Raw genomic sequence first — 21571 nt, forward strand, 5'->3', positions numbered from 1 at the left:
ATATTAAAAATCTTACCAGATGATACACTCTGCTTACTTGAAGAGGAATGCTTTAAGGAAATGGAAACAAGAAATTTTATTATTTACGAAGATGATTTAAATCAATCTGGGCAGAATTAAATCAGTAGCGATCGCAGTCTTTCTCTTGGGAAAGCTAAATTTATAAACAATTAATAAATAATATGACAACTACATTAGACCTATCAAAATTCCTATACTGCCGCAATTGTGGTATGAAAACCCAGCATTACAAAGATTTAAAATATGACTGGGGCTATAGCTGCCGCACTTGCACGACTTGGCAACATCAAAGCCAATTATTTGAAATTCAGCAAGGTTATCCCGCAGCTTTGATAGTTGATAGCATGAAAGATGATGAAATTAAATGGGCTGGTGGCAATTTACAAAATTTTATCGAAGCTGCTCATGCTTTAGAGCTTGAGTATGATTATCAAAAAACTGAGGATGGATATGATTTTTTAGCCTGGCATCCAGATGATGAAGAAAAATCAGCACAAATTAGAATTGCCACTATGGAATATATAAAAGATTAGCGTAGGAAGCGTAAGAACCGTAAGCATCGCTTCCAAGACAATATAAATTTTCCTCTAAGAATTATGAAAGCACGAAAGATAACAGGAACATTCAAATACTGCAATTCAGGCAGGGAGGAAGTTAAAACAGTTAATTGCCTATTTGATGAAAATGCTGAAAAATACGAGTTGACAAAGGTTTATGTTGTAGAATTTGGTTGTCAACTAGTATTTTCTAAATCAGACAATACTTTTTTAGTTAACGATTAAATTTATAACGATAACGCGCTTTAATATGAGAGTTAATGAAGCATGAATATGCAATCATTGCCACTAGAATTTGAACTGGCAGCATCTAAAATTGCAGCACAGTATTATCCACATAGGCGTTATAAACTAGTTTTCACAATTGAGGCTAATTATATTGAGATTCAATTTCAGGGGTATCTCGCTGAAAGTTTTGACCCACGCAAACGCCCATCAAATAATCCAACTGATGATTTTTACCGCGACAAAGAAATAGACTTCACAGTTAGTTATGGAAACGGACAGCTATCACTATCTGGATGGTGGCGGAGAGCGATATTAACTTTTGATTACAATACTCAGTCTTGGAGTAATGAAGATGGGGAAGAAATTAGTTGTCCCTATCCCGATGGCTATGAGTTCGAGAATATTGCAGCAGCACTCTACCCTTTGTTACGGCAGTATTTTTAATTAAAACAGTGGGGTAGCAAGTTGCTGGGCGGGATGAATATAAAACAGAAGCCTGTGAATAAAAAGAATTCATCACCAGGGCAATTGAGCCTACCTTGGAACCAGTGCCAGGTATCGGAAAATCCCCAAGTAAAAGATGTTGCAGAAAAATTTATTCGTGCCAATTGCTTTAAGTCTTGAAAATTTGCTATCTTTGATTCTAGTTACTTTGTCCCCCACCCCCTGTTTGTTCGGGAGCGACACTCGCAGCATAAGAATTTGGTACTTCTTGGAAAATCATGAGTGAATGGGGTGGAAAAGGGAAAAGGTACTACTAACAAGCTGCTTTGGTGTTCGTTCATTCAACTTACTTAACTTCAGGGCTTGCCTTGAAGAAGTATAAGGATAACTGTATTTTATATGCAGATGTCCAATGCTGATCGCATTTTGCTGTTGCAATTTGTGATTTGAGTTGTATACACGGATGCCCGGTTAAACAAAGCAGTATAAAGTCAAGCTTTTAGCTACCGGAATTGTTGCAAACGCTCTCTTCAAGGCAGCCTCCTAGATTAAACCCAAGGAGGTTAAATAAAGTGCAACGTTCCGTCAATATCACCAAAAGCAATAAGACCGCATTCAATGCGATCGCCCCAGGCTGTCTTGATCTGGGGCTTTTGCTTTTGCAGTTTCTATTCACAGAAAAAAGCCCGGAATCTCTTCCAGGCCAATCAATTAAACTCACTTACATGATATAGCCATGTCAATAGAGAAACATAAATTTCCTAAACCGCCCAAAAAACGCAGAGGTTCACTGCTTTGGTGGTTTCGTCAGAAATGCAGATTCTGGCAGCCAATTGCAACTGCGATCGCAGCAATCTTTTCCTTGCTGCTAACACTGCTAAAGCTTTGGCAATATTTCCATCCTTAACTGTGCTTTACGCACATAATTAAACTTCAAAGGTGGGCATTGCTCACCTTTTTTGTATGTAACGTACAGTCTTAGCATGGGGCATTGTCAATGCTGTACAAAGTGCGATCAACTTTTGCCGTTATGAAGCGATCACAGAGTCAGACTTAATCACAACTTCAGTTCTTCGCGCTTAGTGTTTGAACCAATCATCCTGAGCAACTGCTGATTAAGGTAACTTTGAGTGCAAACGTAGAGACTATCCCAAATACCAGACTAGGACAGATTTTGCTACCGACTGTATTGACTGTTGGTTTCTCTAATACCAGATACTTGCGATAATGCAAAAGCAAAGTTTGCTTTTGTCAAACTGACAGTAGCATTATATTACCACACTACAACAGTTGAACTTATCTCTAAAATGACATGACAGAAGAGACATTTAAATAACTGCATGAAAACTAATTTTATAGACTTTTCTCTTAACTCTCAACTTTATACCTAAAACGAATAGCCTGATTCCGAAGGGCAGGAAATTCCTTTCCAGAAACTTCCTCTGCTTCTTTAGCCAATTGTTCAGCGTCCTCCTCATTACCTTCTGCCCTAGCTAACTCTGCTAGTCGAAGTAGTACACCAGCTTTCATATCAGTGCGATTAATTTCGTTACAGAGTTGATGGCATTCAGCATAATATTTTCTAGCATTTTCATAATCCTTTTGAAGAAAGTATAATCGACCTAAGTTCAGCAATGGGGCTGCTTGATAATACAAATATGGAGAACCCCATTCACTATATAGTTCACGATACTGAGTTAAAGACTTATGAAGTTCATCATAACTTGCATGGAAGTTTTGGAGCTTGAAGTAGAGATTACCAAGCACATTACGTAGTTCCGCTTCTTGAGCTGCCAAAGCCTTGTCTTTATGAACTTTAGTTTGTTCAATAACTACAATTTCTAAAGCTTGGCAATAGCACTTTAAGGCAGATTCTAAGTGTTTTTGGCGAAGTAATAAAGTTCCTAAATATCGTAGTGACTGGCATTCGCCTACAGGATTTTTAATTAATTGGAATTTCTGTAGTGACTCATCAAATTGCTGTCGGGCTTTATCAAATTTTTCTTGTTCCATATAAGCCCATCCTAGCTCATTTAAGAGTTGTCCTTGTGCTGAAATATTATCTAGAGCTTTAGCACAACTAAGAACAATAGTTCCACATTTTACATAGTCATTCCAATATCCCTTGTACCACAATTCTGTACTTATACATTCCCATATTTCCTTCAACTTATTAAAAGCACGAACGCTTTGAGAATTACGTAATAAACAAAACTCTTGATAGCTTTTTAGAAGACTAGGTAGATTTAACCTTTCTTCAGATACGAGTAAGTCAGTTGTATTCATAATTACTTTCTATTTCGTAACTTTTTATATACCAAACTTCCACCTAGTTATTTGTTCTAATTCTTCAAGTGATGGTTGCCATTTCTCTAATAATCCACTACGTATACTTCTCCTCACCCACGGATGTAAATCATATCTTTGATTACCCTTAACGTCTTGTGCGTGTAAAATTAAAGACCATCTCTCTAGTTGAGTCCGTGCAGCTCTTCCATCTGAATCTGATAGCTCCAAAGTACCGCATAATTCTTCTAGAGGAACACCTGCGTCTACCCGACCCATATAATGCAGTACTTTTTTGGCTGCATCACTAATTCGCTGCCATGCTGTTTCTAGGGTAAATCGATAAAATACTTCAACTTCTCCGTCAGCTTTCTCTAAGGCTGATAGAACTGGCTCTAACGCTTGATCGTCACAAACACGTCCAATAACAAAATGCAGTGCTAGTGGGGCACCACAGGATAACTCATGCACACGATGTAGCTGTTCATCATCCGCCTGTAACAGGGCTAGTATGTTTTTACACTCTGCTGCCTCAAATAACAATTTGCGTGACCATTCTTCTTCTAGTCCTGGACATTCAATTGGTTTGACAAATGAAGGACTGCTCTTGAGACGGCTGGTTAAAAGTGCCCGACTGGGGTTTAGCATCCGGACAAGCTTAGAAAGAATATCTTCTATATCTGCCGTTTCAGCATTATCCAAAACAACTAGTAGTTTTTCTTTTCTAAGACATCTGATTACCTGTTCTCGTTCTGGAGGACAATCTAATTGCCGAGATATTTCGTAAAGAAACTGATCCCAATCAAGAGTCTCAGATTCATTTGTAATACGATTTTCAACTAGCTCACTCTCCCTAGCTTGAACCCACAGCACATCAGTAAATACATTTTTTGCGAGTGCTGCTTTAGCAATTTGACTAGCAGCTTCAGTCTTACCATATCCTGCAACGCCATTTAAGGAAAGAATAGGCAATTCCAGGGAATCAGTTAACTGACTAAGCACTCTTTCAATTAGTCGCTCGCGTCCCCACACTGTTTGGCAGCGAGCATTAGGTATATACAATCCACGATGCTGTGTCTTTTTTTCTAAGTCATTGACTTTTGCTTCTCGAAAATTATTGGTTGGTTTTTGACTTCTTGGGGTGTCATCAACAATTTCTTCCCAATTTTTTATTCCTACAGCATCACAGATAGCAACAAATACATCTCGGTCAATTGGCTCCCCCCTCCTAAACCGCTTTAAGGTTGATTCTGTAGTTTGGGCAGCCTCACACCAAGTAACAGATGTTGCTGCCCATCCTTTCTTTCTTCTCGCTTGATCAACAATTTTTAGACCTTGTTTAGATGCTCTAAGAGAAATTGCCATACTTAAGCATATTTAAATACAAGTATATATTCCAACAAAAACTCTTTCCTTGCGGTTTTATAAACGCATTCGCTAGCTTTGCACAATTTAACTGATATGCCACGTTTAGCCAACGCTTGGCTTCTATTCGGCTCAATTTTGGTTCACTTTAGAAGTAGTCACAAAGATAAGCCAAAACTAGAACGTTGAAATCTAGGTGCATCGGGGATTCTAGAGATATGAGACGAACGCCAGCACTAACCGAACGTCTCCTTTGTTCAACCAAATAGCTTGTTTAAGGACGACTTTGATGAAACCCCAACAACAGCCCTTCATCCACACTGATGTACCCATCATAACAACTGTACCTGTTGACCCTGCTACGTTACCTCAGTGTTGGGTCAATGCACCTGGATTGATCTTGGCAACCGCTGCTTTAATTCGAGCAGTTACCACCCTGATTCAGGTCTTACGAGAGCCTCGTAAACAAAAATAGTCGGATTAATTACAGGTCGTACCTTCTTTTCTTGAGAAGGTACGATTTTTTCTTTGTATACAACGAAGAACCCCCAAATTCTTTGGAAGACATCGTACAAAATTTGTGTAATAGTATACAATTATTTTAGCGCTCGCCCCTTCGCCTTTCCCCCAGAACTACCCCGGCAAGTAAAGACCTGAAGAATCGCACTTGCTTGGCGTGGCCATAGCGACTGGTAGTATGCAAAGATGTGTGGCCCAAAGTCTGCTGCACCAATTGCACAGGTACTAGCAGTACAAAAGCTTAAGCAAATTCATACAAGCTAGGCGATCGCATTTTAATCAATGACTTGCCTTCTACTAGATTTAATCTGTCCACGCTTGGTTTTACTATCAAGGCGTTTTTTTTGCGAACTGCGCGTTGGCTTAGTAGATTTGCGTTTTCTCTTGAATACAACTGCGCTTTTAATAAGTTCTTTAAGTCGTTCTAAAGCCTCTTCCCGGTTCTGCTCTTGGCTGCGGTGTTCTTGGGCTTTGATGACAATTACTCCCTCTTGGGTAATGCGTCTATCGTTTAGCTTCAACAGCTGCTCTTTATAAAAAGCGGGTAATGATGAAGCTTCAATGTCAAAGCGTAAGTGGATGGCGGTAGCAACCTTGTTGACGTTTTGACCACCTGCTCCTTGTGAGCGAATCGCGCTAATTTCGAGTTCGCTATCTGGGATGAGAATTTTTTGAGAAATTTGCAGCATACCTTATATATAGCGTAGCGCGATGGCGCAAGCGATCGCCTATGGTGGGCACTACAGTTTTAGGGCAACCGTGGATTTTACCAAGCAGCAATAGCATGAAGCGATCGCTTCTTTAAAACCTTGGCAGCACTGTACCCGTGCCCGCGTTTTTCTTCGTGCGGACATAAGCCTTTGTTGTATCGGTTTTACTATGCCCCAACTGGTTTTGCACCTCAAAAACATTCTTATAATGCACCGCCCTGGTTGCATGAGAGTGCCTTAGCCAGTGACAAGAAAATTCTATTTTGGCCACTTCAGATATATCTTGAATCAACCGTTTAATTGCGCGATCGCTCAACGGCAAGCCCCTTTTTTTTGGGTCAGGTGACATATTCGGGAAAACTGGCATCTTGTCACTAGCCATCCCCCGGTACTTTTTAAACTGCGATGATGTCTCGTGGTCTAACCCAATCTCCCGGTACTTCCCACCCTTCCCTCGAAACTTAATTGTGTAATACCCCCTTTGCCTATCCTCCGGTGTTGGGTCAAATTGCCATTGAAAGTTGTGCCAATATAAACCCGGATAATCTTCTTTGGGTTTCCCTGGTTCATCACCTGGAACAGTTACACGACCAACTTCACCAACCCGCATCCCACTATAAAAAAGCAAACTAAAAACTAGCCAGTGCTTCCCTCCCAACTGCTTGGCTGCTTGGGCAAGTTTCGCCATCTCCCAATCTTCTAAATACCGCTCTGCCTTCGGTAACTCACTGAAATTGTCGTAATTTATAGTACTTGCAATATTCCTCAGGAAATAGCCAACATTTTCTCCACTCCCGTAACTCCAGAGCGAACGCAACATCAATACTTGGTTAGATTTAGTATAAGGGGAAACCTCACCCCAAGAGGCAATAAATTCAAGTAACTTTGGTTGCTGGATTAATCTTAAATCAGGTATACCTTCATTGCGTACCCAATCGAGTAATTTTTGACCAAAATGATAGTATTTCCGCTTAGTTTGCTCGCGGTTCTGACTACCCGCCCAAGCCACGATTAACTCCTCATCACTACCCACAGCAGGAGTGCGGTAATAATACTGCCTAATAACCTCGCTAACCAGCTCCGGAGTAACTTGTTGCTTAGTATTCTGAGTTACACTTATGTGCTGGTCGCTCGAGAGAATTTCTACGGAGCTAACCTCGATACCTTCGACTGACATATCAGAAAAATATTTACTCGACCATAAACATATAGCTTCCTGGAAGTGCAGTTTCAGGAAGCTTTTATATTCTACAATGCAAGCGTGGATATGCCGGCATTGCCCCCAACTGTATTTGTGGTCAAAGTCCGCCCCGGCTTTGGGGTTTTTTGAGTTCAAGATGTTACAGGGCTTAATCAATCTCTGTTACTAGCCATTGCCACTCGGTTACTACAGAGTTGGGGATATTTAGAACCAATGGCTTTCCACTCTCTACTGGCACATGAAGTTTGAGCGCATCGATGGTTGGCAGTTTGGCTAAGACATCAGTTAATTGATATTCACCCACATTGGAAGCGGGTGCAGTTACAGCATAAGCATCTGACGCCAACAGCAATTTTCCACCTGCTGTTTCAATTTCTAATGGTTGGGGGTGAGCAATTTCAACCACACCAGGAAACCCTACCAAGCGTAACCTTAAGTCTTTAACTGGATTGTTGTAATTTTGTTTGAACAGCAGCACTTGCCAAGCATATCCAAATTCATCTTTGATGGATACTTGCGAGTGGTAGCGCAAAACGCTAGGTGAATCGTGATGTTGACGCAGCAGCGCCTGTGCTGGCTCCACACCCCATCCAGCAAAAGTTAACACTAGAATGATTACCAGGGCGCAACGCCAAAAATATTGCCAAAATTTTCGCTTTTGTTGACACATACACTCAATACTTATTTGACTGGGTGATAAAGACCATCTTTTTGAGAAAATTTCCATCCCGTACTCATGGGGTCGCGGTTACGAGTCCAGTTGATAAATTCTTGGGCAGTTTTGGTTTCCCTTTCTGCAATTAAACTTTGAGGACTAACAGCGAGTCTTGCGGCAAGGTTTTCGTTGGTTCTGGGTTGCAGTTCAACTTGGGGTTGATGGTATGAATAAGCTTGTCGGCGTTGCATAATAGAGAGATGAATTGAGGTCATCTACTGTGCAATGTCCATACTGCGGAACTACGAAAATTCGTAAGAACGGAAAGCGAAAAGGTAAACAAAATTACATTTGCGTATCATGCGATCGCCAATTTATTGATGTGTACGATCCGCCAAAAGGATACTCAGAGGAGCTCAAAGAAGAATGTTTAAAAATGTATCTTAATGGTATGGGTTTTCGTGGTATTGAACGGGTTAAAGGTGTACATCATACTACGATCATTTATTGGGTCAAACAACTAGGAGAAAAGTTGCCAGACGTTCCGAAAGAAGATATCGTACCAGAAGTTGGAGAACTAGATGAATTAGAGACATTCATAGGTTCAAAAAAAACAAAATCTGGCTGTGGACAGCAGTAAATCACTTTACTCAAGGCATTTTAGCCTGGGTTTTAGGAGACCATAGTGCTGACACCTTTGAGCAGGGCGAACGCATCTTAATTGCTAATAAGAATTGGAAAGCAAATTCAAATATCTAGAATAAAGACAGTTTTCTGAGATAAATATTGAATACAAATCAAAGGATAACCTTAGATATTTAAAATTTAATATTTGCCCTGAAGATATGATTTTAAATCAACAATTAGCAGTAAGTGAACAAGATGACTTAATAACTGCGACCTGAATAGAAAATTAGTTATAGCCTGATTCAATGTCCTATAAAATCAGCTTGAAGCTAAGGAAAGTAATCTAGTTAAATATTGATTATCCATTGCAGCTAGAAATTGTTTGTTTTTTACTCCTACCTTCACCCGTTTCTCTTTACCTAATAGATTCACTGCAATGTGGCGCAGAACTGCAAAATTTTGTGGTGCGTTATCTTTTCTTATGCGGCAATTATCTTCGTTTAATGCTACATCCAATACCCAATGTAGTGAATTTTCAATTCCCCAATGGCTGCGAATAGAATTAGCAAACTTTTGGGCGTTATCTTCCAGGCTACTAATAAAATAACGGGTTTCTACAGTTGTCTCGCCATCTAATTCCCGTACAGACTCCACCATGCCTATGCTATTTAATTTTGCCCAAACTGAATCTGGGTCAAGCTTATTTCCGATATTAGATATCATTAGATAATGACGAATTTCGTGACGACCATGACTAACTTCTTCTGTTTTATACGTGCTATGCTTTAATCCTTGGAAGCCTGTTCTTATTCCTTCAGCAATCAGTTCTTCTACTTCATTAGCAAGATTTCCTTGATTCTTTTTTAAGGTAATTACGTAGTCTGCATCTTGCTGGGCAATTAACTTTACAATATTTTTTTGACAGCCTATTGCATCTATTGTCACAATACACCCAGACAGTTCTAGCACCTTTAACAACTCTGGGATTGCTGTAATTTCATTGGAATGAGAATCTACTTTTACTTGACCTAACACCATTCTATTTGTCGTTGCCCAGGCACTAACTATTTCAATCGCACTTTGCCCAGATGCTTTATCATTAGAACCACATAGAGTCTTACCGTCAATTGCTACTATTTCCGCTGACGTTATCTTTTGTATTGTTCTCATCCATGACAGAAAACATTCTTGGAATTTTTGGGTATCTAATTGAGCAAATACCCTTGCAAATGTATCGTGTGATGGTATCCCGTTTGGTAACTCCAAAAACGTTTTTAACCATTCATATTTCGTGCAGCCATATAGTTCAATTGCCACCCAACTATCTGCTCCACAAATTACTGCACAGATGGCAATGGTAAGAATATCAATTAACTTGTGCCGTTTTGTGCGATCTACTCTTGGATCTTCCATCTGTGCAAAGTGGTCAGCAATTGTAATTTTGGGCTTGAGCTTCACGCTTTTTTAGGTACTTGATTCTACATTTGACCATCCATCACTTTACCATCCTAGTCGCTTTAGTTATCCTCCATACCACCGACTAAGACGGAACTTTGCCGCTAGATTTTCCTGCTTTTAGCCCTTTTTTAGTATTCTTGTACTATATTTAGATGCGTTTGCCCTGCACCTTTGAGCCATTATGGGAAATTGTTGAACAGTGGAAAAGCTATTTTTATGTGACCGATGGCTGGAAGGTTTATCCCAATTTTATACCTGATGGAGACCAAATTGTGAGTAAAACATATATGACGCGAGTGGAAAATGAAAATACCCGATTACGTCATTATCTTGCACGTCTTCACAGAAAAACTTTATGCTATTCCAAATCAGAACAAATGCTGAGACACTCAATTAAATTATTACTTCATTATTTGAAGTATCAAATTGTACCTACATAAATAAATTCATCTCTCTATTCAGCAACGCCAGCTTGTCTTTTTGCTCTAGTGTTGTATCTACCAGAGGCCATCGCTCTCTCCATCTGCTCCAACTTCTTAGTAATCGCTTCTAGTTTGGTTTCCAGCTTCTTTTCTAGCTGCTTAACTGCAAAACTACTAGGGGTAATATCGATATCAATATTGCTATCAAACTGAGCTATCAATTCCTCTAAGGCTTGCAGCAATGCAATTGTATGACCTTGCCGATGTAGTTTTGATAGTTCTCTGACTGCTGGAATTAGAGCAGTAGGCACGCGAATCATTTCGCTTGGTGGAGTCTTGTGGTCAGCCATGATATCAATTTTGATAGCAATAAACTGATTTTAGGATGAAAGCGATCGCCCTCACCCAATACAAGCGTTCACGTAGTGTCTCGCAGAGAGGAAACTAAAGCGATGAGGCAAGAGCGATGGCACGAATAGCACTCAGGTGAGTTTACTTTCCGAACACTTTATTAAGCACATCCGCAATGAGATATTATGTAACAAAAACATTAATAAAATTAATTTTTTCCAGCAAAATTATGATGAAAATTTTTTATAAGAATGTGATTTTTGGATTATTAGCTTTACTAATTACCATACTTATTTGCGGTACAATTCCGACTTGGGCAGCAAACCCTAATTTAGATGGCGACTCACAGCCTACAAGAATCAAGCTAAATGAATGTCTTGCAGATGTAAAAGAGGTGACAGCTTGGGGCGAGGAAGAAACATTGGATGCAGCTCGTGAAACTTGTGAACTCCGCAAAGCTCACGCCCAACAAAAGACGCGGTTTTTAACATCTTTAAAGAAACTACAACAGGAGTATAAAGATTCTACAAATCACGGATTTGATAAACATTTACCTACAGCTATTGCAGATTCATGGACAATTGTGAAAAGTTGCATTGATTTCAAAGAAGGATTTACATATCCCCACAATATAGCTTTATTGAAAGTGCCAGAGAATGTTCGCATTCGTTGTTACTCGCTAGGTGCAGATTTAGTAGAATCCGCACTGTTTAATCAAAAATAAAAGTCCAGCAGATTTAGTAGAGCGATCGCGCTACACGCTATCATCCATCCAACCGCACTTAGGGCTTATATTTAGCTAATTTATTTATTTCTACCACGTAAACAACAACAATGTTGACTAGTCATTCTGTACGTCGTATAATTTTAATATATTGCTATTCTACAACGTAAATTAAATAAACCAAGTAAATGAAGGTTCAAAGGGTTCGCATCCCCGATACTGACAGAGTGACGTGGTTGGTGCTGGATGACAACTATCTATCAATTCAACCCATTCAGAGCTATTTGCAGTACCTAGAAAGCATTGAACGTTCTCCCAACACAGTTCATGCTTACGCAGGTCACTTAAAGCTGTTCTGGGAATTTTTGAGGGATTCCAAAATTGATTGGAAGGATATCAGTTTAGAAAAGCTAGCAGATTTTATTCACTGGTTGCGTAGTCCAGAACCAAAGGTTATTTCTATTCAAACCCAAGAAGCCAAACGAACTGAGCGTACTGTTAACACTATCCTTTCTGCCGTTTGTAACTTCTACGATTTTCACTACCGGATGGGAAATGTAGAAGAACTGAAAGTTTACGGTCAGCAGTTTTACTCTGGAAGTCGTTCATATAAGCCATTTTTACACCACATTACAAAGGGCAAACCAGTAAAAAAAAGTCTCATCAAATTAAAAGAACCTCGCATACCACCGGAGATTTTAACAGGTAAGCAAGTAAGAGAGCTAATTTCAGCTTGTAATTGTAGACGAGATAAGTTTTTGATTTCCTTGCTTTATGAGAGTGGAATGAGAATTGGACAAGCTTTAGGGCTACGTCATGAAGATGTTCGTTCATGGGATAACGAGATTTATATTGTCCCAAGAACAAACAATGTTAATGGTGTAAGAGCTAAATCTAAAAACTCTTATGTAGTTCACGTTTCCAAAGAACTAATGACTCTTTATTCCGATTACTTAATTTACGAGTATCCAGAGGATTTGGAGTCAGATTATGTATTTATTAATATTTGGGAAGGTGAAACAGGAAATGCTTTAACTTACTCAAGTGTTGCGGCTTTATTTCGTCGCTTAGAAAAGAAAACGGGGATTAAAACCAGCCCACACATATTTCGGCATACCCATGCTACAGAATTAATCCGCCAAGGTTGGGACATGGCTCACGTTCAGAAGCGGTTAGGTCATGCCAGCGTCCAAACTACTATCAATACCTACACTCACTTGACAGATAACGATCTCAAAGAAGCTTATCAAGAATATTTGCAGCAACGAGATAAATAAATGGAACCTCTTCACATCTGCTGGTCAGAATCAAAACAAAAAGATTTGGAGACTCAACTAGTAGGATTTTGGGCAAAAGACGTATGGAATAGAACCGAATGTCCTTTAGCTAAAGATGTTATCTGGAAAGGTAACAATGGCAAAACTATTGGAATCAAGGAAATACAGTTTAACGGCAAATCTAAATCAATTAATACAGAAATTAAATATGTTCTATGGCAGAGATTGGAAAAACAGGAACTATCGCCAATGACTCTTTGGCGACAGGTTCATATCCATATTCGCTGGATTACTGAATGGATAAACCAAGTAGCTCCTAATACTACTTCCTTTATGGAAAAAAGCCTAACACAATGGGAGCTTTCTTTTCGGTCATATGTAGTATCTCAAGGAAAGTTATGTACAAAAAAAGAAAATATATAGCTGAAGGTGAAATTCGATTTAGTCCAAAATGTGACTATCGGATATCTACCCTCAGAACAATATATGAAACTTTGCAGGAAGCTTACGATGAACGTTCTGAGTATGAGAAAGATATTTGGGATATGCGAAAGTTAGGGGTAAAGCTTGTCAAATCAGCAAGAGACCACCACCTAAACTTTACGTTAATTTTGCAGCCTTGGTTGCGCCAAGCGACTAAATCTTATATTCGCTATTGTCTTGCTATTCAAGCAGGAGGAACTTGCCGTAATAAACTTAAGTACCTCAGCCATTTTTCTGAATTTATTAATAAATTAGCTACAGAAATTCGTCCCGAAGATATTAATCGTTCATTGATTGTTGAATATTTAAGTGACTTAGCATCTTTGGATTTAACCAGTTCATATAGACAAGGTTCAATTGGTGCTTTAAAGGAATTTTTAGAGCTATCTACAAGAGAAGGATGGGTTAATGTAACAGAAAAAAGTTTAATTTATCCTAGTGATTATCCCAAAACTACTGAACATTTACCTAAATATATTTCTTCTTATGTCATCGAACAATTGAATCAACATCTAGATGCCTTACCACCTTACATTATGAGGATGGTGTTGATTTTAGAAGAAACGGGAAGACGGATTAGTGAAGTTTGCTGTCTACCTTGGGACTGTATTAAACAGGATTCTCAGGGAGATTGGTTTTTAATTCACTATCAATACAAAATGAAAAAGCAAGATAGTATTCCTGTCAGTAAGGAATTAGCAGCAGTTATTCAAGAACAGCAGGAATTTATTATTAGTCAATGGGGTCAAGGTTTTCCATATCTTTTTCCTACTCCTAAGCCTTGGGGTAAGGGAGAACCAATGAGTGGTAGTAATTTTAATTATGCTTTAAAAAAGCTGGCTTACGAGAAGAATATCTGTGATGAATCAGGAGATATTTATCAATTTCACTCTCACCAATTTCGTCATACAGTAGGGACGCGCATGATTAATAATGGGGTTCCGATACATATTGTGCAGCGTTACCTTGGGCATACATCATTAGAAATGACGTTACGTTATGCCCACATCCACGACCAAACCCTTAAAGCGGAATTTGCTAAATATCAGGGTAGGATGGTGGATATTACTGGCAAGATTGTTCAAACAGAAAGCGTCATTGCAGAGATGGCTTTCGGGTCAAATCTAGACAATATTGATGAGCAATGGATGAAGCAGAATATACTAGCCCAGGCGTTGCCTAATGGTCTTTGCAGCTTACCTGTAGTCCAGGGTGCTTGTCCTTATGGAGCTAACAAATGTTTAAGTTGTACTCATTTCAAGACTGATATTAGATATTTAGACAAACACCAAGAGCATTTAGAACGCACTAACAAAATAGTTGAATGGGCGCAGCAAAATCAAGGCAGTAAGAGAGCTAAGGAGATTCTTAAAGAAAATTTACCAGTTCAAGAAAATTTGGAGCGCATTATTGCAACCTTGGAGATTAACCATGAGGCATGAAAGAAATATAGATGGTTTGCGTCAAAGTGCTGAACAGAGAAGTCAAGAAACTTTAAAGCGAACTGATGAGGCAATAAACAGGTTGGTCAAGGCAGGAGAAAAAATTACTTTTCAATCGGTAGCTAAAGCAGCAGGAGTATCAGTTGCCTACCTTTATAAATATGATGAAATTAAACAACGCATTGACCAGCTAAGAAAGCAACAATTTCCCATTAAAGGATTGCCACAAACGCAGAAAGTATCTGAAGATTCCCAAAAAGCTGTTGCGAAGACTTTAAAGGAGCGAATAAAGAAGCTGGAAGCTGAGAATAGGGGGTTACGCGACCATATTGAGGTCGTTCAGGGAATAGCTATGCAGGTTACAGATTTAAAACAACAGGTAGAAGCTCTCAAGGCTGAAAATTTAAAACTTAAGGAGAAGTTAGAAGAGTCCGACCGCACAATTGCTTCTGCTCAGTTGCAAACAGTTGATGATTTAAAAGTGTCATCCCTAGATAAGAAAAGGTCAAAACGCCTAAGTATAAATAACAAAATTCAATTTGAGCTAGACGAATTGGGGGTTAGGATAAATTCAACCTTGTCGAAATTAATTAACTCAGCACCAGAAGAATTAGTGCTAAAGGCTATTGATGCACTTAAGGAAGCCCTAACAAACACCGAGGTACGTAATCCCTCTGGTTTCTTAGTGGAAGCCATTAAAAATACTTGGATACCTAATGAAGAGTATGTACAAAAAGTGGAACTCGACGTTTTCAATGAGTGGTATGAATTAGCACGAAAAAAAGGTTTAGTTCTTGCCAGCCAAAGCAGTAAAAATGGGATTTTACTTTACACAAATCATGAACAGTGGATACCATTCCCAGAAATGCTAATCAAGTATCCTATAGAAGAAATTAGATAGCAAATTAACTAACATCAAAAGCTTAATGAAAGTATCAGGATTTTCCCAGCACTAGTGTATCTACGATAGGAATATAGTTCTCCTATAGACAAACTTTAAAATAACTCAGTTTAAATACTGTAGATATTCAGAAAAAGTTTATGCCACAAATATCTTAATCAGCTTCTAATTCTGCTGCCATTAATTAAATCTAGTATTAAAGAGAAATACGGTATGCGGGGAGATCACGTTTACTACAATTGCGGTGCTTACAGCCATCATGGTATTGACTGTGGTGATGGTACAGTCATTCACTACACCAAAAGTCAAGGAAATATTTCTCGTATTTCTTGGGCTGACTTTGCATCAGGAATGACAGTTTTTGTAAAAGAGTATGGTCAATGTGATACACCAGATACTGTAGTTTGGCGTGCTGAAAGCAGATTAGGGGAAAATGCTTACGACCTATTTGATAATAATTGCGAACACTTTGCTACATGGTGCAAAACAGGTATACACGCAAGCGAGCAAGTAAGAAATGTAGGAGCAGTTGGAGTGGGAGCATCTGGAAGTGGAGCAGCAGTTGCAGGTAGTCTCGGTGTTGTTAGTGCTGCTGGAGCAGCTGCCGGGTTAAGTGGAGCAGGGATTATGTCAGGTCTGGCTACCGTAGGCGGAGTTGTTGGAGGTGGTGCAGTTGCAGGCATTGGTGCGCTTGGTTTAGCTCCTGCTGCTATCACAAAAATAGCTATGGATCAGGTTTTAACAGATGATGAAAACCTTCCAGATGATGAACGTGAAGCTCGTGCTGTTGGAAGAACCATGACAACTGTAGGTGCTTTAGCTGGTACTGCTGGAGCCGTTGGTACAGTCGCTGCTGCTGGAAGTGTTGCTGGTTTGAGCGCGGCTGGAATAACTTCTGGATTAGCAGCAGTTGGGGCGACAGTTGGAGGTGGAATGGTAGCAGGTGTTGCTATTACGGTTGCAGCACCTGCGGCTGCGGCTGCGGCTGTAGGCTTTGGTGCTTACAAACTCTGGAAATGGATATCAGAATAATAATTTACTACTGTTAAGCGAAGTGAGCTAGACCAATCTGCACTTTGTAGTTTAAATACTACTTGCAACTATTAAATCCACCTAGCTAACAGGTGGATTTTTCAAGTAAAGATTCAAAAAAATATGATAGAACTTCAGACTACATTTGAAATTCCCGATTGGATAGTACAAGGTTTAGAAAGCCAAGAATATGTACGAATTGGAGGAGTTATTCGTGATGCAAAAACAAAACACATCATTGCTATGTTACGTGAAACAGTACCTGACATTTCACAAGCATCAACATTACTTACCCAAGCTGGCTCAGTTGCTAGTCTTGTTAATTTAGGTGTATCAATACTTAATTTAGGCGTGTCGGTAATAGGATTTGCTTTGATACTGAAACGTTTAAAACAAATTGAGCAATGTCTTGAAGAGGATTTAAATCAAATTCAAGCAAACATAAATAATTTACACCGTAATTTTAATATTTCTGTTCATGCTAATTTTACTACTGCTCTTGATCTAGCTCGTGATGCTACTACAATGCTTCATCCCGAAAATCGCAGAAGTATGGCTACATCAGCTATTAATAGATTTTTAGAAGCTCAACATACTTATAATCAATATGTAGATATTTCAATCAATGAAAATATTAACTTTACTGATAAGTATATATTATTTTTATCGTTAACCTATATAGCAAGAACACGTTGTTACTTAGAATTAGAAGAAATTAATTCAGCTATTTATTGCTTGAATGAAGGTAATGAAGTTCTTCGTCGTCATGTGGAAAAATATGTAAAAACTCTTCTTATATCTCAGCCAATAGCAAAAATTGTTCCAAAAACAATTGGTAATAATTTTGTAATATTAGGTTTAGGGAGTAGTTTAGAGAGTTCTGTTGAACTAAATAGACTAGTTAGTATTTGTAAATGGCTTGAGCCAGAATTTAATAGTATTTTAGATGACCAATATATATTGCTTGAGGCTCAAGAAAGAAATTTAGTCAAATTTCATCTTGATGGGATGGGGATGATACCGCTAGATGTAATTGCCACTGCTGCAACTCCTATGCTACCACTACCAATAATGCTTGGAAAATTTGTTGTAGATAAAACTGTAGAAACATTTTTTCCAACAGAAGAGAAAGCTGTAAAAGAAGAGCGTGATTGTACTGGTAAAGAAAAAAATAATTCTTACGATTTACTTCAGGTTGTAGAAAAGATTGAACAAATAATTGAAACTTATAATCGCTTTGAAACTTATTTAGTAGAAGTGCAAGTTATCCAACAACTAGGAATGAGCTTTCAAAACTGGCTTAAATTAGCTTCTCAGAAAGAAGCCCAACAGCATGAAGTAGAAACTATCTGTATTATCCCATTACAACCACTTAACCTATAGCGATGGAACTATTGTTTTATTTAGACGAAAGCGGTAACACAGGTGATGCCATTGCCAAACATGGTGTTGAAGACTCTTTTGCAGGGCAACCATCCTTTGCACTAGCTGGGGTTGGTGCTTTTATGGAAGATGAGTTAGAACAAATTGTACAAAACTTGAAGAGAAAACATAATGTTTATCTGTCAGAATTGAAGGCTTCCCGTCTCTTCATAAAAAAACCTAAATTTATTCAAGAATTGGTACAGACTTTAGTGGAAAGAGATTACCCCTTGTTCATCGAACTGATGGACAAAAGGTATTTTATTGCAGTTAATATTGTATTATTTTATTTACTACACGTTTTAACCGTTAAGTATCCTTTGTTTCAAGGCTACGCGAGATATTTAGCGGGTTTAATTTCAGAACAGCTTGATGATGTTGTTTTGATTGAATTCAGTGAGTTTTGCCGATTCCCATCAAAAGAAAAACTTGTTCAATTTACTCAGTTGTTTCGTAAGGAAGTTTTGGCTACTTTTGACAAAGTGCCAATCGATAGCGATTTACTTAAACAGGTAACTCTTATTGTAACGAACGGTGTGCTAGAAGCAGAGCAAAACAATGAGTTAGATGAAGACATATTTGAGAGATTTTTACCTCCACCTGACCGAAATAACAAGGGGGAGATAATCGCAATGTTGCCTCACACCAGTGCTTTTACCAATATGTATGCACGAATCAACCGTTTTGTAGATGATGATATGAAAATACGAATAATTCATGATGAACAGGCACGTATTGGCGAGATTCTAAAAGTGCATGAAGATACACTCAGGACAAATCAGTTAACTAATATACTTCAGAAATTAACTTGGTGGGATAAAAACGTTAATTATAAATTCACAGGTAAATCTAGTTTGGAATTCACTAAATCTAATACAAGCATTGGTATCCAAGTTGCAGACATTCTTGCAGGATTCTGTACCAGATACTTCAACAAGATTAAAGCTAATCAGGTAGAAGAGGTGCGTTGTCATCACATAACGATTGAGCTACTCAAAAGTGTGTATTCGGGTGATGGTCGAGGGTTAAATATAATTGCTTCAGATGCTTCGATAGAAAGATTTTATTCGCCATTTTGAAAGTTTAATGGTTCAATTACGGTTGTATAACCCTATACCCCTTTTCGATGTCCTTATCCAAAATTTCTTTTGGTTTTTCTACTTTTATCTCACATTCATCAGACCGAATACTTTCTTCGTTGTAGAAAACATTTATGACGTAAAACTTTTATAAATCAAAGTGTTTGTTGTTAAACCTATAGATAACTGCACAATCCCAATGCACCCGTGCTGTATAGTCGCGGTCAAATGTAAACCCGCACTGTGGGCATTTACCAGTGAATAAAGGATGGGTGTCTAGCAGTTCTAGCTGTTGCTGTTGCGTCCATCGCTGTTCGGGTTGCAAAATCAACTCGCCATTGTAGTAACTTGCGCCTTCTGGTTGCCATAGTTCCTCTACTTGGGCGTTGGGGTCTTCTCGAAAGTCGAGGCAGCTGTCACCATCTACCCCCGTTGGGTGAACGGCACAGACGAGGTGGGGGTTGTGGGCATAGAGGAGACAGCGATCGCATTGGTTGATTTTTGGCATAAGTACTAGTGTACTCGCTTTGAAAATGATAACTTGTCAGGTCTACATCTTTATAGTACATTTGTACTTTACAAGAGAAATCCCTATCCCCACTGATAAGGTGGGGATTTTATTTTATGCTGGGGTGTAACATCTCTGGTGGCTTACAGAGAGCGGCCCCATCACTCCCCATCCTTAACTTCGAGCTGATAAATCTGCATCGATGGGTGTTCTTCCATCATCCGCCAATAGTACCCAGTAGGCAGCGGCGACACATTACCACCACAGCAATACAAAAAGATTGGCTCGTCCCGCTTCATCACTTTCTTAACTGTTTGCTCCAGGCTGGGGTCAGGGTTATCGCTGTCGTACCAAATGATGTGGGATTTGCCAAAGTATCCGGCTGCCATGAGACTAGCAGACAGCCATTCCATGATTGACTGAATTTCTTTTGGCTCAACGCCACAGCTTTGTTGAGCGTAACTTTCGATGGTTGGCTGTGCTGGCTTGGGTTTGAGGAAGTTCAGTAATTTCATGATATTGGGAATGCAACTATTACCAGGATTCCCAAATTAGGGGGGTGCGTAGCTTGCTGCCTTTGGCATCCCTTAAGAGTCACATTTACCGCATCATTGCACTTTTTTCCTTTAAGAATTTTTTAGGGGCGATCGCCTATGACACAACAAAAACCCCACTTCACCTGTGGGGTTAGTTGGAATACGAGAATTATTGAATGCTGTTGGCGTAGTCGTATTTACCACCACGTTCAAGGGCGCGTTTGTAAGCAGGGCGCGCCTGAATGCGTTCAATAAATTGCTGAATCTTTGGTCGATTCTCAATTTGTTCAGGAAGCGTAGCGACAATTTCCAAAGGAAAGCTCATTTGGATATCGGCGGCGGTGAATTCTTCGCCTACAAACCATGTACTCTTACCAAGTTCAGCTTCTATATAGTCAAAGTGAAGCTTGATTTGGGGCGCGATAAATGCATCGTTGGCACTGCTGTTTTCTGCTGCAAAACGGTTAAAGATGAGGTTCATCACTAAAGGTGGCATTGCCGAACCTTCCGCATAATGCAACCAATAGGTGTAACGCAGACGCTCTGGTGTACCAGATGGTGGAATTAGCCGACCGTTGCCGTAGCGCTCTACTATGTATTCGATAATCGCTCCTGACTCAGCAATAGTTTCCCCTGCATCTGTAATTACTGGTGACTTACCAAGCGGATGAACTTGCCGTAGTGATGCTGGTGCTTGCATCGTCTTTGGGTCGCGTTCATAGTACTTGATGTCGTATTCGATACCTAATTCTTCAAGCAGCCATAGCACGCGCTGCGATCGCGAGTTGTTAAGATGATGGACAACAATCGTCATAGCTAGTTTCTACCTCGCTGTTGCATTTCTTGTTGGCGCATGGGCATAGCGTCAATTTGCTCAAATATTGCCTTAACCTGGACTGGTGTAGTATCTTGGCGCTTAACACCACCATCTTTGCCCACCAAAATTACACGAAAATTATCTTTGTCAACTCCAAAGCGCGATCGCAAATTGGCCACAGAAGATTCATCTATTAATTGTCCATTGGCATAGCTTTTATCAGCCAAAGCCTGAACCAGAACTAAATCCCGGTCAGCAAAACCACTATTATGCTGTTGCAATAACTGCATCTGTTGTTGGTAATTACGGTTATCAACAGATGGCGCAAACACTAGTAGCACGCGGTTTTGCCATTTTTGGGCACTGAGGTTAAATGAAGACATTTTGATAGGATGATTGCTTGAAAGCAGGGCAGTACCAGCAATGCTGACTGGCAACAGGGTAGACCACGCGGTGAGAGTAAAGGCAATTAATACTGACTTATTCACGCTCTTGGTTGTTATCTT

24 protein-coding genes and 3 pseudogenes are annotated in these 21571 nt (G+C 39.4%); 15 read left to right on the plus strand and 12 right to left on the minus strand.

Features of this window, described 5'->3' with window-relative positions; all coding sequences use genetic code 11:
* The first annotated feature begins 182 nt into the window (after positions 1-182).
* From AACU33_RS37080 to AACU33_RS37095, 4 genes are all read left to right on the plus strand, one after another.
* On the plus strand, positions 183-554 hold the full coding sequence (locus AACU33_RS37080; protein ID WP_339376580.1) for a hypothetical protein: 372 nt from the start codon (positions 183-185) through the stop codon (positions 552-554).
* A 291-nt stretch (positions 555-845) separates the two neighbouring features.
* Positions 846-1250, plus strand: coding sequence for a hypothetical protein (locus tag AACU33_RS37085; protein WP_096595715.1), 405 nt, complete (start codon positions 846-848; stop codon positions 1248-1250).
* A gap of 33 nt (positions 1251-1283) precedes the next feature.
* On the plus strand, positions 1284-1430 hold the full coding sequence (locus AACU33_RS37090; protein ID WP_339376581.1) for a hypothetical protein: 147 nt from the start codon (positions 1284-1286) through the stop codon (positions 1428-1430).
* A gap of 556 nt (positions 1431-1986) precedes the next feature.
* On the plus strand, positions 1987-2157 hold the full coding sequence (locus tag AACU33_RS37095) for a hypothetical protein (protein WP_339376582.1): 171 nt from the start codon (positions 1987-1989) through the stop codon (positions 2155-2157).
* Between the two features lie 461 nt (positions 2158-2618).
* Here the strand turns inward: AACU33_RS37095 and AACU33_RS37100 are convergent, their stop codons facing one another.
* Both AACU33_RS37100 and AACU33_RS37105 read right to left on the minus strand, forming a co-directional pair.
* Complete coding sequence (locus AACU33_RS37100; RefSeq protein WP_096595717.1) at positions 2619-3536, minus strand: tetratricopeptide repeat protein; 918 nt, start codon at positions 3534-3536, stop codon at positions 2619-2621.
* Between the two features lie 24 nt (positions 3537-3560).
* A complete protein-coding gene (locus tag AACU33_RS37105; RefSeq protein ID WP_096595719.1) occupies positions 3561-4901 on the minus strand; it encodes an NB-ARC domain-containing protein in 1341 nt (446 codons plus the stop codon).
* 289 nt (positions 4902-5190) lie between these two features.
* On the opposite strand from AACU33_RS37105, the gene AACU33_RS37110 reads away from it, so the two are divergent.
* On the plus strand, positions 5191-5376 hold the full coding sequence (locus AACU33_RS37110) for a hypothetical protein (protein WP_096595721.1): 186 nt from the start codon (positions 5191-5193) through the stop codon (positions 5374-5376).
* A 319-nt stretch (positions 5377-5695) separates the two neighbouring features.
* Here AACU33_RS37110 and arfB read toward each other — a convergent pair whose 3' ends face one another.
* The 4 genes from arfB to AACU33_RS37130 form a co-directional block, all read right to left on the minus strand.
* Positions 5696-6109 carry an alternative ribosome rescue aminoacyl-tRNA hydrolase ArfB gene (gene arfB, locus AACU33_RS37115; protein WP_096595723.1) on the minus strand — a complete coding sequence of 138 codons (414 nt, stop codon included), beginning with the start codon at positions 6107-6109 and terminating at the stop codon, positions 5696-5698.
* 112 nt (positions 6110-6221) lie between these two features.
* Complete coding sequence (locus tag AACU33_RS37120; protein ID WP_096595850.1) at positions 6222-7307, minus strand: tyrosine-type recombinase/integrase; 1086 nt, start codon at positions 7305-7307, stop codon at positions 6222-6224.
* Between the two features lie 172 nt (positions 7308-7479).
* Entirely contained in the window at positions 7480-8001 is a 522-nt protein-coding gene (locus tag AACU33_RS37125) for a DUF3122 domain-containing protein (protein ID WP_096595725.1), read from the minus strand.
* A gap of 11 nt (positions 8002-8012) precedes the next feature.
* A complete protein-coding gene (locus AACU33_RS37130; RefSeq protein ID WP_096595727.1) occupies positions 8013-8237 on the minus strand; it encodes a hypothetical protein in 225 nt (74 codons plus the stop codon).
* A 29-nt stretch (positions 8238-8266) separates the two neighbouring features.
* Between AACU33_RS37130 and AACU33_RS37135 the strand changes: the two are divergent.
* Positions 8267-8673: pseudogene (locus tag AACU33_RS37135) on the plus strand (IS1 family transposase); the annotation flags it as partial.
* A gap of 258 nt (positions 8674-8931) precedes the next feature.
* Here AACU33_RS37135 and AACU33_RS37140 read toward each other — a convergent pair.
* Complete coding sequence (locus AACU33_RS37140) at positions 8932-10071, minus strand: ISAs1 family transposase (protein WP_096595559.1); 1140 nt, start codon at positions 10069-10071, stop codon at positions 8932-8934.
* Between the two features lie 167 nt (positions 10072-10238).
* On the opposite strand from AACU33_RS37140, the pseudogene AACU33_RS37145 reads away from it, so the two are divergent.
* A pseudogene (locus tag AACU33_RS37145) lies at positions 10239-10511 on the plus strand (IS1 family transposase); the annotation flags it as partial.
* 29 nt (positions 10512-10540) lie between these two features.
* Here AACU33_RS37145 and AACU33_RS37150 read toward each other — a convergent pair.
* Positions 10541-10843 (minus strand): annotated as a pseudogene (locus AACU33_RS37150) (hypothetical protein); the annotation flags it as partial.
* Between the two features lie 230 nt (positions 10844-11073).
* On the opposite strand from AACU33_RS37150, the gene AACU33_RS37155 reads away from it, so the two are divergent.
* The 8 genes from AACU33_RS37155 to AACU33_RS37190 all read left to right on the plus strand — a co-directional run bounded on the left by AACU33_RS37155 (position 11074) and on the right by AACU33_RS37190 (position 19204).
* Positions 11074-11568, plus strand: a complete 495-nt coding sequence (locus tag AACU33_RS37155) for a hypothetical protein (RefSeq protein WP_339376584.1) — start codon at positions 11074-11076, stop codon at positions 11566-11568.
* A gap of 188 nt (positions 11569-11756) precedes the next feature.
* On the plus strand, positions 11757-12845 hold the full coding sequence (locus AACU33_RS37160) for a tyrosine-type recombinase/integrase (protein ID WP_096595731.1): 1089 nt from the start codon (positions 11757-11759) through the stop codon (positions 12843-12845).
* Positions 12846-13268, plus strand: a complete 423-nt coding sequence (locus tag AACU33_RS37165) for a hypothetical protein (RefSeq protein WP_096595733.1) — start codon at positions 12846-12848, stop codon at positions 13266-13268.
* Positions 13244-14770: a tyrosine-type recombinase/integrase gene (locus AACU33_RS37170; RefSeq protein ID WP_339376585.1), complete on the plus strand. Its 1527-nt coding sequence runs from the start codon at positions 13244-13246 to the stop codon at positions 14768-14770. Before AACU33_RS37165 ends, AACU33_RS37170 begins: the two co-directional genes overlap by 25 nt.
* Entirely contained in the window at positions 14760-15671 is a 912-nt protein-coding gene (locus tag AACU33_RS37175) for a DUF6262 family protein (RefSeq protein WP_096595737.1), read from the plus strand. Before AACU33_RS37170 ends, AACU33_RS37175 begins: the two co-directional genes overlap by 11 nt.
* Before the next feature lie 213 nt (positions 15672-15884).
* Positions 15885-16703, plus strand: a complete 819-nt coding sequence (locus AACU33_RS37180) for a lecithin retinol acyltransferase family protein (protein WP_221705165.1) — start codon at positions 15885-15887, stop codon at positions 16701-16703.
* A 123-nt stretch (positions 16704-16826) separates the two neighbouring features.
* Entirely contained in the window at positions 16827-18086 is a 1260-nt protein-coding gene (locus AACU33_RS37185; protein WP_096595738.1) for a hypothetical protein, read from the plus strand.
* A gap of 2 nt (positions 18087-18088) precedes the next feature.
* The gene (locus AACU33_RS37190) at positions 18089-19204 is read left to right on the plus strand and encodes a DUF3800 domain-containing protein (RefSeq protein ID WP_096595739.1); all 1116 of its coding nucleotides are present in this window, start codon (positions 18089-18091) and stop codon (positions 19202-19204) included.
* Between the two features lie 148 nt (positions 19205-19352).
* On the opposite strand, the gene AACU33_RS37195 is transcribed toward AACU33_RS37190, so the two are convergent.
* The 4 genes from AACU33_RS37195 to AACU33_RS37210 form a co-directional block, all read right to left on the minus strand.
* Positions 19353-19712 (minus strand): hypothetical protein, encoded by a 360-nt coding sequence (locus tag AACU33_RS37195; protein WP_096595741.1) that lies wholly within the window; start codon positions 19710-19712, stop codon positions 19353-19355.
* Positions 19713-19873: 161 nt separating this feature from the next.
* Positions 19874-20227, minus strand: coding sequence for a hypothetical protein (locus AACU33_RS37200; RefSeq protein ID WP_096595743.1), 354 nt, complete (start codon positions 20225-20227; stop codon positions 19874-19876).
* A gap of 190 nt (positions 20228-20417) precedes the next feature.
* Positions 20418-21062: a glutathione S-transferase family protein gene (locus AACU33_RS37205; RefSeq protein ID WP_096595745.1), complete on the minus strand. Its 645-nt coding sequence runs from the start codon at positions 21060-21062 to the stop codon at positions 20418-20420.
* Positions 21063-21064: 2 nt separating this feature from the next.
* Positions 21065-21553 carry a DUF4174 domain-containing protein gene (locus AACU33_RS37210; protein ID WP_096595747.1) on the minus strand — a complete coding sequence of 163 codons (489 nt, stop codon included), beginning with the start codon at positions 21551-21553 and terminating at the stop codon, positions 21065-21067.
* Positions 21554-21571: the final 18 nt, after the last annotated feature.

It is taken from the genome of Calothrix sp. NIES-2098, from assembly GCF_963875125.1.
Classification (GTDB): domain Bacteria; phylum Cyanobacteriota; class Cyanobacteriia; order Cyanobacteriales; family Nostocaceae; genus Aulosira.